Source organism: Microbacterium sp. S308A+, assembly GCF_049800815.1.
Lineage (GTDB): Bacteria > Actinomycetota > Actinomycetes > Actinomycetales > Microbacteriaceae > Microbacterium.
Window position 1 is genome coordinate 487,069 of record NZ_JBNAFT010000001.1, and the last position, 13,040, is coordinate 500,108.

14 protein-coding genes are annotated in these 13,040 nt (G+C 69.4%); 3 read left to right on the forward strand and 11 right to left on the reverse strand.

Features of this window, described 5'->3' with window-relative positions:
* Positions 1 to 22 precede the first annotated feature (22 nt).
* Positions 23 to 520: a glutathione peroxidase gene (locus tag ACP15J_RS02295; RefSeq protein ID WP_197220194.1), complete on the forward strand. Its 498-nt coding sequence runs from the start codon at positions 23 to 25 to the stop codon at positions 518 to 520.
* A gap of 32 nt (positions 521 to 552) precedes the next feature.
* On the opposite strand, the gene ACP15J_RS02300 is transcribed toward ACP15J_RS02295, so the two are convergent.
* The 3 genes from ACP15J_RS02300 to recO all read right to left on the reverse strand — a co-directional run bounded on the left by ACP15J_RS02300 (position 553) and on the right by recO (position 2,835).
* Positions 553 to 1,242, reverse strand: coding sequence for a DsbA family oxidoreductase (locus tag ACP15J_RS02300; protein ID WP_424935657.1), 690 nt, complete (start codon positions 1,240 to 1,242; stop codon positions 553 to 555).
* Between the two features lie 73 nt (positions 1,243 to 1,315).
* Positions 1,316 to 2,110, reverse strand: a complete 795-nt coding sequence (locus tag ACP15J_RS02305; RefSeq protein WP_424935656.1) for an isoprenyl transferase — start codon at positions 2,108 to 2,110, stop codon at positions 1,316 to 1,318.
* The gene (gene recO / locus ACP15J_RS02310; RefSeq protein WP_424935655.1) at positions 2,107 to 2,835 is read right to left on the reverse strand and encodes a DNA repair protein RecO; all 729 of its coding nucleotides are present in this window, start codon (positions 2,833 to 2,835) and stop codon (positions 2,107 to 2,109) included. Before recO ends, ACP15J_RS02305 begins: the two co-directional genes overlap by 4 nt.
* 36 nt (positions 2,836 to 2,871) lie before the next feature.
* Between recO and ACP15J_RS02315 the strand changes: the two genes are divergently transcribed.
* Complete coding sequence (locus tag ACP15J_RS02315) at positions 2,872 to 3,558, forward strand: trimeric intracellular cation channel family protein (RefSeq protein ID WP_424935654.1); 687 nt, start codon at positions 2,872 to 2,874, stop codon at positions 3,556 to 3,558.
* Between the two features lie 63 nt (positions 3,559 to 3,621).
* Here ACP15J_RS02315 and ACP15J_RS02320 read toward each other — a convergent pair whose 3' ends face one another.
* Complete coding sequence (locus ACP15J_RS02320) at positions 3,622 to 4,167, reverse strand: gamma carbonic anhydrase family protein (RefSeq protein WP_424935653.1); 546 nt, start codon at positions 4,165 to 4,167, stop codon at positions 3,622 to 3,624.
* Positions 4,168 to 4,177: 10 nt separating this feature from the next.
* Positions 4,178 to 6,235: an acyltransferase family protein gene (locus ACP15J_RS02325; RefSeq protein WP_424935652.1), complete on the reverse strand. Its 2,058-nt coding sequence runs from the start codon at positions 6,233 to 6,235 to the stop codon at positions 4,178 to 4,180.
* A 258-nt stretch (positions 6,236 to 6,493) separates the two neighbouring features.
* On the opposite strand from ACP15J_RS02325, the gene ACP15J_RS02330 reads away from it, so the two are divergent.
* A complete protein-coding gene (locus ACP15J_RS02330) occupies positions 6,494 to 6,979 on the forward strand; it encodes a Dps family protein (protein ID WP_424935651.1) in 486 nt (161 codons plus the stop codon).
* A gap of 48 nt (positions 6,980 to 7,027) precedes the next feature.
* On the opposite strand, the gene ACP15J_RS02335 is transcribed toward ACP15J_RS02330, so the two are convergent.
* The 6 genes from ACP15J_RS02335 to ACP15J_RS02360 form a co-directional block, all read right to left on the reverse strand.
* Positions 7,028 to 7,699: a response regulator transcription factor gene (locus tag ACP15J_RS02335; protein WP_424935650.1), complete on the reverse strand. Its 672-nt coding sequence runs from the start codon at positions 7,697 to 7,699 to the stop codon at positions 7,028 to 7,030.
* A 37-nt stretch (positions 7,700 to 7,736) separates the two neighbouring features.
* Positions 7,737 to 9,134: a sensor histidine kinase gene (locus tag ACP15J_RS02340; RefSeq protein WP_424935649.1), complete on the reverse strand. Its 1,398-nt coding sequence runs from the start codon at positions 9,132 to 9,134 to the stop codon at positions 7,737 to 7,739.
* A gap of 121 nt (positions 9,135 to 9,255) precedes the next feature.
* Entirely contained in the window at positions 9,256 to 10,770 is a 1,515-nt protein-coding gene (locus ACP15J_RS02345) for an amidohydrolase (protein WP_424935648.1), read from the reverse strand.
* Positions 10,767 to 11,444, reverse strand: a complete 678-nt coding sequence (locus tag ACP15J_RS02350; RefSeq protein WP_424935647.1) for an FMN-binding negative transcriptional regulator — start codon at positions 11,442 to 11,444, stop codon at positions 10,767 to 10,769. Before ACP15J_RS02350 ends, ACP15J_RS02345 begins: the two co-directional genes overlap by 4 nt.
* Before the next feature lie 98 nt (positions 11,445 to 11,542).
* The gene (locus ACP15J_RS02355; RefSeq protein ID WP_424935646.1) at positions 11,543 to 12,553 is read right to left on the reverse strand and encodes an Fpg/Nei family DNA glycosylase; all 1,011 of its coding nucleotides are present in this window, start codon (positions 12,551 to 12,553) and stop codon (positions 11,543 to 11,545) included.
* Complete coding sequence (locus ACP15J_RS02360) at positions 12,553 to 13,038, reverse strand: ribose-5-phosphate isomerase (protein WP_424935645.1); 486 nt, start codon at positions 13,036 to 13,038, stop codon at positions 12,553 to 12,555. The genes ACP15J_RS02355 and ACP15J_RS02360 overlap by 1 nt, the downstream gene beginning before the upstream one ends.
* Between the last annotated feature and the right edge of the window lie 2 nt (positions 13,039 to 13,040).

Below are 13,040 nucleotides of genomic sequence, written 5' to 3' on the forward strand. Positions count from 1 at the left end.
TCGGCGGACGTAGGCTGTGGACATGACCGACACGCCGCTGCGCCAGATCCCGTTCCGCGACGCCGAGGGGAACGAGCGAACGCTCGACGACTACGGTTCCGGGCCGGTGCTCGTCGTCAACGTCGCGTCGAAGTGCGGGCTCACGCCGCAGTACGAGCAGTTGGAGGAGCTGCAGCGCAGGTACGGCGATCGCGGGCTCTCCGTGATCGGCTTCCCGTGCAACCAGTTCCTCGGTCAAGAACCGGGCTCGATGGAGCAGATCCTCGAGTTCTGCTCCACGACGTACGGCGTGACCTTCCCCGTCAACGACAAGGTCAAGGTCAACGGCCGCAACGCCGCCGAGCTCTACAAAGCGCTGAAGCAGACGGCGGACGGCCAGGGGAAGGCGGGACGGGTCGAGTGGAACTTCGAGAAGTTCCTCGTCGCAGCGGACGGCACCGTGCGTCGTTTCCGTCCGAAGCAGCGTCCGGACGACGCCGAGATCGTCACCGCGATCGAGAACGCCCTGCCGCGAGCCTGACCGTCCCGCCCTGACCCCGTCCGCAGAAGACGTCAGGCCCGGACGGCGGCATCGTCGGCCGCTTCGCCGCGCTTGGCCCACAGTTCCCGCAGCACGTTCTCGAACGCCTGCGCCGGCTGGGCGCCGCTGATGCCATACTGCCCATCGATCACGAAGAACGGGACCCCCTGGATCCCGTAGGCCTGAGCCTGAGCCTGATCCTGGCGGACATCGGAGAGGTGGCGCTCCGACTCCAGCGCCGCGCGTGCCTCGACGGGATCGAGTCCCGCCTCCTCCGCGAGAGTGACGAGCTCGTCGATGCGTCCGACATGGCGCCCCTCGGTGAAGTACGCGGACATCAGGCGCTCTGTCATCTCCTGCTGCCTGCCGACTCTCTTCGCGAAGTGCAGCAGTTCGTGGGCTTTGACCGTGTTCGTGTGCTGGAGCACGTCGAAGCGGTAGTCGAGCCCCGCGTCCTTCGCGACCCCCGTCACGCGGTCGAGCATCTGGATCACCTGGTCGCGCGGCATGCCCTTGTGGCCTGCCAGGAAGTCGACCTCGTCCCCGTGGAAGTCCACCGGCGTGTCCGGTGACAGCTCGAACGAGTGGAACGTCACCACCACCTGCGGCGCGTCGTCATCCTCGCCGACCGCGGCGAGACCGGCCTCGAGGTTGCGCTTGCCGATGTAGCACCACGGGCAGGCGATGTCGGACCAGATGTCGATCGAGATGGGTTCGCTCACATCTTCCTGCAACCGCGCGCGTCCGATGCCTATTCCGTCGCGAGCATCTGCGAATGTCGGGGACCGCCTTCTCTCAGGCCGGCGTGTCCACCGCACCGCCGAAGCGCCGATCACGGGAGAGGTAGATCCCGATCGCGCGCCACAGCTCCTCGCGGGAGAAGTCCGGCCACAGCGTGTCGAGAAAGACCATCTCGGCGTAGGCGGACTGCCAGAGCAGGAAGTTCGAGGTGCGCTGCTCCCCCGAGCTGCGGAGGAAGAGATCCACATCCGGCATGTCCGGAACGTAGAGATGGCGACGGATGGCCTTCTCGGTGACGGCACCGGGTCGCATCCGCCCGGCCTTCACCTCTTCCGCGATCGACCGCATCGCATCGACGAGCTCGATCCGCCCGCCATAGTTCACGCACATCGTCAGCGTGAGGACATCATTGCCCTTCGTCAGCTGCTCGGCGTACTGGAGCTCCTTGATCACCGATCCCCAGAGCCGCGGCTTGCGACCGGCCCAGCGCACCCGCACACCCCATTCGTTGAGCTGATCTCGACGACGGTGCAGCACGTCGCGGTTGTACCCCATGAGGAAGCGCACCTCCTCGGGCGACCGCGCCCAGTTCTCGGTAGAGAACGCGTAGACCGAGAGATGCCTGACACCGGCCTGGATCGCTCCGGCCACGACGTCGAGGAGAACCTCCTCGCCGGCCTTGTGCCCCTCGATCCGGTTCAGACCGCGCCGGTTGGCCCATCGTCCGTTTCCGTCCATCACGATCGCGACATGGTTGGGCACCGCCGGGAAGCGCGGCGGCCGGATACCCGTCCAGTCCAGCGGACGGTACGCGACGGCGTCTCGGTGCGTGTAGGGCTTCGGGGTCACCGGGTTCCTTCCAGATGGGCGAGCGAGCGGATCCCCCGCTCCAGATGCCACTGCGCATAGGCGGCGATGAGGCCGGAGGCCGCCGCCGAGTCGGCCGGGGAAGCCGCGTCGACCGCGATCCAGTCACCGGCCATGAGCGCGCGGAGCAGGTCGAGGGCGGACCCGCCGATCCTCGCGCTGCCCATGGGGGCGCAGTCCTCGCAGACGAGACCGCCGAGCTGGGCGACGAACGTCGTGTGGGGCCCAGGCCTGCCGCACCGAGCGCAGTCGCCGAAGGATGGCGCCCATCCCGAGAGCGCCATGACGCGCAGCAGATAAGAGTCGAGGATGCTGCGCGCGGCATGCTCCCCCCGTGCCAGCGCACGCAGACCGCCCACCAGCAGGAGGTACTGCTCGGGCGTGGCCTCGGCGTCGTTCAGGCGGTCGGCGGTCTCGACCATCGCGTTCGCGGCAGTGAAGCGGTCGTAGTGCAGGGCGATGTCCGCGCCATATGCTCCGAGCGACTCGGCCTGCTGCACGATGTCGAGCGAACGACCCTGGTACAGCTGCACGTCCGCGACCATGAAAGGCTCCAGGCGGGAGCCGAACTTGGACGAGGTCCGTCGCACGCCCTTCGCGACAGCACGGAGCTTGCCGTGCCGTCGCGAGAGCATCGTGACGATGCGGTCCGCCTCACCGAGCTTGTGGGTGCGCAGGACCACCGCTTCGTCTCGGTAGGTCGGCATCTCCCGATTATCCCTCGGTGCGGAGACAATGGACGAGTGACCGAACCGCTGTTCATCATTCCCCTCTGGGCCGACCTCCTTGGCGTCGGCCTCGGCGGCGTCCAAGGGGCGATGTTCGCCTCGGGGTTCCAGGGCCAGCGACGACTCGACCTTCTCGGCGTGTCGATCATCGGGATCATGATCGGGATGGGCGGAGGGCTCATCCGCGACATCCTGATCGGGCAGCCGCCGGCGACCTTGCAGAGCAACTGGTATCTCATCACCGCCGGGGGCGCGTCACTCGTCGGGATGCTGCTCGCCGGCGTGCTTCACCGCGTGAACACGTTCATCGTCGTCCTCGACGCCGTCGTGATCGGCATGTTCGGGGCTTTCGGCGTGAGCAAGGCGATCACCTTCGGCATCCCTCCCGTCCCCGCGGTCTTCATCGGGGTCTGCGCGGCCGCGGGCGGCGGCGTGCTCCGCGATGTCCTCATGGGACTTCCGGTCTCGATCATGCATGTCGGCTCCCTCTACGCCGTGGCCGCCGGCGCGGGATGCACGTTCATCGCCGTCACCCACGCATTGGGCATGGACGTCCCGCTCGACGCGGCCGTCGGGATCGCGATCACCGCCGTCATCCGTGTGCTCGCGGTGGTCTTCGACGTCTCCCTCCCCGAGCAGCGCCGGCTCTATCGGCGGAAGGTGGCCGCCGAGACGGGGGCGATTCCGATCGTGAAACCCTGAACTCAACGGCTTGTCCGCTCGGTCCAGGAGGTCGTCCGTCGGCCGGGCCGATGGCGATGCGGATCAGCCGACGGGGGTTTCCTGAGCACGGGCCTCGCGATGGACCGCGGTGTGGCGGCGGTAGATCTGCGCGTTCTCCCGCAGCCCCGCCCGCTCCTCGGCGCTCAGCGCTCGACGCACCTTCGCCGGGACGCCGGCGACGAGAGAGCCGTCCGGCACCTCGGTGCCCGCGAGAACGACCGCTCCCCCGGCCACGAGACATTCGGAACCGAGCACTGCGCCCGAGAGGAGGACCGCCCCCATCCCGACGAGAGAGCCGTCGCCGATCGTGCAGCCGTGGACGACGGCGTTGTGGCCGATCGACACGTCGTCGCCGATCACCACGGGATGACCGCGGTCCACGTGCACCGAGACGTTGTCCTGCACGTTGCTGCCCTCGCCGATCGTGATCGCGTCCGAGTCGGCGCGGAGCACGGCGTTGTACCAGACACTGCTGCCCTCGCCGAGCGTCACCGCCCCGACGACCCTCGCCCCGGACGCGAGGAAGGCGGATGCGGCGATCCGCGGTCCACGACCGGGCAGGGACAGGACGGTCGCATCGTCGCTCATGGCTCCGACCCTATCCGCCCCGACGCCCGTTGCCGGCCTCGAGCATCGCCTGTTTCAACGCGGAGGTGTACTGCGGCGCGAGCGTGTCCACGAACGTGACGGTCAGATGATCCTGATCCCGGTAGACGTTCGCGCCGCCGACCACCGTCCGGCAGGTCTCCGCGTCGCAGAAGACGTCCGTGAAGTCGAGGAGCGTGACGCCCCTCTGTCCGGCTGCCGCCTCGCGAACCGGGTCGTGCGCGACGAGCACATCCTCGCGGGCGCCGTCACAGGACCCCGCCTCCCTCGTGCGCAGGCACTTGTTCGGATCGGTCTCCCACACCGGGTTGTCCACGACCGTGACGACCGGCGTACCCTTCGCCGTCATCGTGGACCATGCCTCACGATATCCGGCGACGGCGGCGTCCGCCGAGGAGGCGAACCCGGAAGCGTCATAGGGCGTCGTGGCGAGCGCGGAGGTGAAGACCACGTCGAAGTCCTCCGCCGAGAGCCTGTCGGCGACGCCCTTGCGCCAGTCCTCGCACGCGGCGCCGAACGCGCCACCGGTCGACAACGGCGTCGTGTTCCAGGGACAAGCGCCTTTGAAGTAGGTCGTGAGGCGCCATCCCTCGCGTTCGGCGATGCCCTGGAATGTCGGGAGGAGCTGATAGGCGTGGCTGTCTCCAATGAGGGCGACGCGGGGGGCGTTCTCCTCCGTCGAGCCGAACTCGCAGGACTCGGGGCGGGAGTCGTTGAGCTGCACGAAACAGCGGGAGTCCTCGGGGCGGTCAACGCCCGCGAAGCCAGGAGCGGGAAGGATCGTGTCCGACGCGGTTCCGGCGCAGGAGGGGTCGAGCACCGATGCGGCGCCGAAGCACGCCGGAGGGCTCGCCCGCAGCTCCTGGATCGCCTGGACGCCCTGCTGATAGGTCGGGGCGTTGAACGCCCACCCTGTGCCCGCAGCGCCTGCGACGAGCGCCATGGCCGCGAGAGACGCCCACAGCGACACCCGCGGTCGACGCCTGGTCAGCGGGCTCCACGCCCGCACGGGATCCTCCACGAACCGCTTCGTCAGCCACGCCAGCACGAAACAGATCGCCAGCAGCGCGACACGGTGATAGATCGTGAGGCCCCAGAACGGGACCGAGGGGGCGATGATGATGAGCGGCCAGTGCCAGAGATAGAGGCTGTAGGAGATGTCGCCGGTGAACCGCATCGGCGGGATCGACAGGATCCGCGTCGGGTACCACCATCGGTCCGTGTTCGACGCGGCGATCACCGCCGCTGCGCCCAATGTCGGGATCGCCGCCATGTATCCCGGGAACGGCGTCTGCCCGTCGAACCGGAACGCCGCGTAGAGCAGTGCGACGATGCCGGCCCAGCCGAGCACGAAGCTCCCGACCGCGTTCCGTATCCGGAGTGCGGGGACGAGAGCGATCGCCGCTCCCACCCCGAACTGCCACATCCGCCCGAACGTGACGAAATACGCCGGCGCCGGGTTCGTGATCGTGTAGACGACGCAGAACGCGAACGACGCCGCCGAGACCACCGCGATCGCGACCACCACCGCTCGCAGTCGCGCGCCTCGGAACCACTTCACCGCGATCCATGCCGCCAGCAGCATGATCAGCGGCCAGAGCACGTAGAACTGCTCCTCCAAGGACAACGACCAGTAGTGCTGGACGGTGGTGGCGTTCCCTGTGTTCGCCAGATAGTCGGCGGAGTTGACGGCGAGATACCAGTTCTCCACATAGAACGTGGACGCGATGATCTCGCGCACCTCGTTCGGCAGCGCTGAGGTCGGCATCAGATATGGCGACGCCGCCACGATCGCGCAGAACAGCAGGACCAGCAGCGACGCAGGCAGCAGCCGTCGCGCCCGACGCGCCCAGAACTGCCCGAGTCTCACCGTCCCGGTGCTGGACAGCTCCCGTGCAAGGTGGGAGGTGATGAGGAATCCGGAGATGACAAAGAACACGTCCACGCCGACGAAGCCGCCTGAGAGCCGCCCCGGCCAGAAGTGGTAGAGCACCACGAACAGCACGGCGATCGCGCGGAGCCCCTGCACGTGCGGGATGAAGCGGGACACCGCGGCATGCTCGGAGGAAGCCGGGCGGGATCGCCGGAGGTCGACGCGGGAGGATTCACCTGCTGTGGCCACCAGACGACGGTAGCGCGGATCGTCGCCGAGCCGGTCCCGGCACGCAGCACTCCGCGGATCCTCGGTCAGGATAGCCTTCCCGAACTGCCCTCTGACCAGGACTAAGCGATGCCTCAGCTTGGTTGCGGAACATCGCGTGGCGAGTAGCGTTGTATCTGTCACCGCTGAGAGACATCGAGGAGAACCATGAGCAAGGCAGAGACCACCACCACGACCACGAGCGACCCGACCGTCGCCGCCGCCGCCGCGCAGTTCCTCACCCCCGTCGTCCTGGGCCTCCAGGCGCTGACCGTCAACGGCAAGCAGGCGCACTGGCACGTCCGCGGCGCCAACTTCGTCGGCGTGCACGAGCTGCTCGACACGATTGTGGACCACGCCGGCGAGTTCGCCGACACTGCCGCTGAGCGCATCGTCGCCCTCGGTCTCCCGATCGACGCCCGTCTCTCGGCCGTCGCCGAGAAGGCCGGCGCCACGAACGTCCCCGCGGGCTTCACCAAATCCGACGACCTGGTCCGTGACGTGATCGCCGACATCGATGCAATCCTCGGTGATGTGAAGGCCGCCGTCGACGGCCTCGACGAGATCGACCTCACCAGTCAGGACGTCGCGATCGAGATCCAGCGCGGCCTCGAGAAGGACCGCTGGTTCCTCGTCTCGCACGTCGCGGCCTGACGCACTCCACGGCCGACCATCGGCCCGAGGCACGGCGCCCGCACCGGATCAGGTGCGGGCGCCGTGCTGCAAGTAAGCGAGCACGGCCAGAACCCGCCGATGCTCGCTGCCCGTGTCCTCCAGGCCCAGCTTCCCGAAGATCGCGCTGACGTTCTTCTCCACCGCGCCGACGCCGATGGACAGACGTTCGGCGATCGATCCGTTGCTCCGTCCCTCCGCCATCGCCCCGAGAACGTCCCGTTCGCGCGGAGTCAGCGTCGTCACCGGATCCGGGCCGGCCGAGACGAGCTGCTGCACCACGAGAGGATCGAGCACGGTGCCTCCTTCGCGCACGCGATGCACGGCCTCAGACAGCTCCGCGAGCGAGGCGACCCGGTCCTTGAGGAGATAGCCGACCCGGCCGGAGCCGGCTCCCAGCAGCTCACGAGCGTAGACGCCTTCGACGTACTGGCTGAGCACCAGGATCCCGACCTGAGGAAGCGCAGCCCGGATCGCGAGAGCCGCTCGCACTCCCTCGTCGCGGAAAGCCGGCGGCATGCGCACATCGAGCACCGCCACGTCCGCTTCGGAGTCACGAACCCTGGCCACGGCGTCATCGACGTCGCCATGGGCGCCGACCGTCTCGAAGCCGCCCTCGTCGAACAACCGGATCAGCCCCTCCCGGAGGAGCATCGAGTCCTCGAACAGGATCACGCGCAGGGCCGCGGAGGGGTCGGTCACCCTCTCAGGATAGTTCGGGCGACCGCCCTCACGCGTCTCACGCGGCCGCGATGGGGAGCCGGACGACGATCACGGTCGGCCCTCCCTCGGGGCTGTCGATCCGCAGCTGCCCGCGGAGCCCCTGGACCCGGCCACGAAGGCCGTCGAGGCCATGCCCGTCTTGGTAGACCGCTCCGCCACGGCCGTCGTCGTGCACGGTCACGACGACCTCTTCCGCTGTTTTGCTCGCGCTGAGCGCCACCGCCGTCGCTCCGGAGTGCTTCGCCGCGTTGGTCAGCAGCTCGGCGACGATGAAGTAGAGGTTGCGGGCGGTCTCGGGCGTGAGGCGCCTGTCGATCTCCGGGTCGATCGACGTCGAGACCGGGATCGGGGACACGGCCCCGAGCGCGCGAAGCGCCTCGACGATCCCCCGGTCCTGGAGGAGCGGGGGCGCGACCCCGCCGGCGAGCGCGCGGAGCTCCTCGAGCGCCGACTGCGCCTGCCCGCGCGACTCCTTGGCCAGCCGGGCCGCCGCGTCGAGGTCGCCGTCGGCCGCGCGACGCTCGATCGCGGCAAGGTCCATCTGGAGTCGCACGAGCCGCTGCTGAGGGCCATCGTGGATGTCACGCTCGAGCCGGCGCAGCGCCGCGTCCTCGGCGCGGATGGCGGCACCCCGCGAGGCGTCCATCGCCGCCACCTGGGCGCCGAAGTCGTCGGCCGCCCAGCGCCCGAGCATCGCCGCCGCGGCCGCATGGTGCAGGAAGAGGAGCCCGCGGAGAACGAGCGGCAGCGTGAGGAGGAAGACCAGCCCGACGACGAGATAGAGCGCCGACGCCCATACCTCGGTGTTCGGGCTCTGGTCGATCCCGAAGAAGATGTGCTCGACGGCCCAGGTGACCCAGACCCGCTCGGACTCGCGGTTCGTCGGGACGAACCGCGACCAGAACCAGTAGGTCGGTCCGCCCAGGGACAGCGCGAGCCACGCGGTGGAGAGGCCGAAGGTCAGGATCGCGATGACGGGGCGCACGACGGCGCCGTAGAGAAGCGCCATCCAGTAGTGCCCGTTGCGAAGGGGCTGGATGAGGCGTGCCCAGCGCCCGTCACCGGAGCGTCCGCGACGCCAGTCCGGCGCGGGAAACCCCGGGGCTCCGCCGATGCCCTGGAGGGCGACGTCGGTCACGGCGAACCCGCGGGAGAGGTAGAGGCCCGCCACCATCAGCGGAACGCCGATCACGAGCACGATGCTCCCGACGCCGACGAGGAAGACGGAAAGGATCAGCGCCATTCCCAGGATGGCCGTCGGGATGGACAGGACCACGAGATACAACGCGGCGCCCGGCGCCCAACGCCAGGCCTCTGCGTATCCCTTTCTGTTCGGTGCGACCGCGATCCGCGTCTGCGGAGGGACGACGGGGGCGGTGCTCATCGCTGTCGTGGGCTCCTGAACGGTGGTCATGGGCTCCTCCTGGGGTGAGGCGGATAAGGCGGGTGAGACGGACGCGAACCACGTCCCACCTCCACGATGCCGGCAAAGTGTTCGCGGAACCAGACGGTGAGCAACCGGAAGGATAAGGGGGTTACCCCCCGTTCGTCACGTCATGAGTGGCCCTGCCACCGACGATCGTGGTGAGGACCGGCATCGTGCGCAATCGCTCCGGCCCCGCGGTGGCGGGATCGTCGGCACAGAGGACGAGGTCGGCGACCGCCCCCGGACGGATCGCCGCGGGCCCCTCCGTGCCCCGGAACGCGCTCGCCGCGAGGGCGGTCTCGACGTCGAGCCGTTCCTCGGCATGCCAGGCGGGGCGGTCGTCATCCGTGCGATGCACGGCCGCGGAGACCGCCTGCCAGGGGTCGAGCGGGGCCACCGGCGCGTCGGAGCCGAACCTCAGCGTCACACCCGCGCGGTGCAGGCTCGCGAGCGGGTAGGCGATCGCCGTCTGCGCCGCCCACAGCGCGTCCGCGGCGTCGCGGTCGTCCAGGGCGTGCTGTGGCTGCACGCTCGCGGCGATCCCCAGCCGGGCGAGACGGAGCAGGTCGCTCTGCCGCACCAGCTGGGCGTGCTCGACGGTACCGCGGGCCCCCGAGAGGGCGAAGGCGTCGAGCGCGGACGACAACGCCACATCCCCGATCGCGTGCACGGCCGCGTCGATCCCGGCACCGGCGGCCCGTGTCAGCAGTGCCTGCAGCTCCTCCGGCGGGACCGTGAGCACGCCGCGGTTGCCGGGATCGTCGGCGTAGCCATGGGAGCAGGCGGCCGTGCGCGTGCCGAGGGAGCCGTCCGAGATGACCTTCAACGGCCCCATCCGTACAAGACCGTGCGGATCGGATGCGGGGTCCTCGGTGATCGGCTCACCGCTCCGGAGTCCCTCCCCGATCGCCCGCTCCAGAAGTGACGGATAGACCGCGAACTCGACCCGATGGCGATCGAACCCCGCTGACAGACGACGGTTCCAGGCTCCCGCGTTCCAACCCATGTCGAAGTCGACGATCCCGACGACCCCTCGCGCGGACGCTGCCGCGGCGGAATCCGCCACCGCGGCGTCCGCGACGGCGGGGTCGACGTCGTTCAGACGACGCGAGATCTCGAACGCGCTCTCCTCCCGGAGGACGCCGTCGCTCGGCGCCGCGATGCCCTCACGGCGGAAGGCCGCGGAGTTGAGCCACACGCTGTGCACGTCCGCGTTGATGAGGTAGGTCGGCGTCTCGCCGGTGGCACGGTCGAGCAGGTCGAGAGACGGCTCGTCCGCCCAGCGCACGGCGCGGTAGCCGGTGCCCACGCGCCGGCCGTCCCCCAGGACCGGCGCCTCCCCCATCCGCCGCGCGGCCTCGGCCGCCGACAAGGCTCCCTCCAGCGACACGCGCTGCGAGGCAAGCGCCCACTGGACCGTATGGACGTGATGGTCCCAGAGGCCGGGGAGAAGCCATGCACCGGCGCCGTCGATCACCGCGCCGGTCAGCGAAAGCGCGCCGGTCGGCGCGATGTCGGCGATCCGTCCGTCCTCGATCAGCACGTCCACCGGGTCGTCGGTCGCGAGCAGACGACGGTCGGGAGTCGCGACGCGTACGGCGCGCAGCGCCGCGATCTCGCTCACGACCGCCGTCCGTCCTCGCTCCGGAACGCCGCGGCGTCCCTGGCGGCGACACGGGCGTCGTGGGCGCGCCGCATCTCGGCGGCCAGCACCGGGTTCGGCGAGGACCCGTCCTCCGAGAGCTGGAGGACGATGTTCTCGATCACGTCGTCCGGCCTGTTCTGGCTGAGCTTGCGCTTGGCCGTCACCCGTGTCGGCGTCAGACGGAACCCCGTCGTCCCGGCTTCCATCCGGCGGACGAACGCCTCGTCGTTCGGGGGCGTCCACATCCCGCGGGGTTGGGGTCGACCCCGCTCGAAATGCGCGACGAGGTGTTCGAGGACCCGCAGGTTCTCCTCACTGGAGAGGATCTCCGGCGTGCCCGCCAGATGCACGGCGACGTAGTTCCAGGTCGGGACAGCGGCGACGTCGCCGTACCATCCCGGCGAGATGTACCCATGAGGCCCCTGGAACACCAGGAGCAGCTCCCCCTCCCCGAGGCCGAGCACCCGGTCATCGGGACGACCGACATGCCCGACGACAGTGAGGTCGTCTCGGGCAGGGTCCAGCAGCACGGCGTAGTGCGAGGCCGTCATCCCCTCGCCGTCTCGTCCGACGAGCGTGGCCCAGGGATTGCCGGCGATGACCCGACGCAACTCGGCGACGTCGGTCATGGCGAAGCTCGGGTTCTGACGCATGCGACCAGCCTAGGGCTGCCGCTCGCCACGGCGTCCTCTGTGACCGCGCCGCGCCCCCGCCGCACGGCCTCGCGTCAGTCCGGCCTGGCAGGAGCGGCTCAGGCCTGGCAGGAGGGGCACCAATAGAGCTTGCGCGCGCCGATCTCCTCCAGCGCGATCTCGGTGCCGCAGACACGGCAGGGCAGGCCCGCCCGGTGATACACCCAGTGCCGGTCGTCGCGATGCGCCATGGCAGCTCGGTACTGTTCCGGCGACAGATCGTCCATCGTCATCATCTGCCCGGTCTCGACACCGATCACGAGCAGGCGCGTCCAGTCCCGCCAGAGCTCACGGACGATCTCCTCAGGAACCTCCCGTCCTGCCGTGTGGGGGTTGAGCCGTGCACGGAAGAGCATCTCCGCGCGGTAGACGTTGCCGATACCGCTCACCACCGACTGGTCCATGAGAAGCAGGGCGATCGGAGTGGGCTTGCGCCGCACCGCTCGAGTGAAACGCTCCTCCCCCTCCTCGGGATCGCCGACGAGGGGGTCAGGACCGAGCTTCGCGATCGTCGCGAGCATCTCGTCCGGCGTCTGCAGCACACACGCGGTCGGGCCGCGCAGGTCCGCGCAGGTCAGGTCCGTCAGCAGACGCAGGCGGACCTGACCGACGACGGGCGGCGGCCAGGCGTCATCGTCGGCGAGCCCGGTCGTCTGCTCGGACATCCGCACGTGCACCCGGGCCTTGCGCGGCGCGCCGATCGAGGAGAGCGAGTTCTCCCCCGCGCCGTCGAACACCGGCGCACCGGGCGCGGGAGCGTCGAGAACGGTGCCGCGCTGGTTGGTCTGTCCCATCCGGCCGTTGGCCGCGGCGATGGTCGGGTCGACGAGGATCTCCCCCGCGAAGTCCCACGCACCGTAGAGCCCGAGATGGACACGCAGCCACAGATCGCCCTCGGCCTCCAGGAACATCTGCTTCCCGACGGCCTTCGCGTCCTCGATCGCGCGCCCGTCGAGCAGAGCCGCCCCCTCGGCGAACCGCCCTTGAGGGCTCGACGCGGAGACCGATCGACCGGCGAAGTTCCGCGCGAACTGCCGGGCGATCCGGTGGACGGAGTGTCCCTCGGGCATCAGGCGCGCGGATCCGGGAGCAGAGAGCCGTCCCGCTCGAAGTCCGAGATCTGGCCGATGCGCCGCACATGGCGCTCGTCGCCGCTGAAAGGCGTGGCGATGAAGCGGTCGATGAACCTCGCGACCTCCTCGAACGTGTGCTGCCGAGCGCCGATCGCGATGACATTGGCGTCGTTGTGCTCGCGAGCGAGCTCTGCGGTCGCGATGCTCCAGACGAGTGCTGCACGGATGCCCTCGACCTTGTTCGCCGCGATCTGCTCGCCATTGCCCGATCCGCCGAAGACCACCCCGAGCGCATCGATCCCGGCGCGCTGATCCTCGATGGTCGCTATCGCGGCCCGGATGCAGAACGCGGGATAGTCGTCCAGCGCGTCGTACTCGATCGGGCCGTGATCGATCACCTCGTGCCCCGCCTCGGCGAGGTGGTGCTGGAGCTGCGTGGAGAACTCGAGCCCGGCGTGGTCCGTGGCGATGTGGATGCGCATAC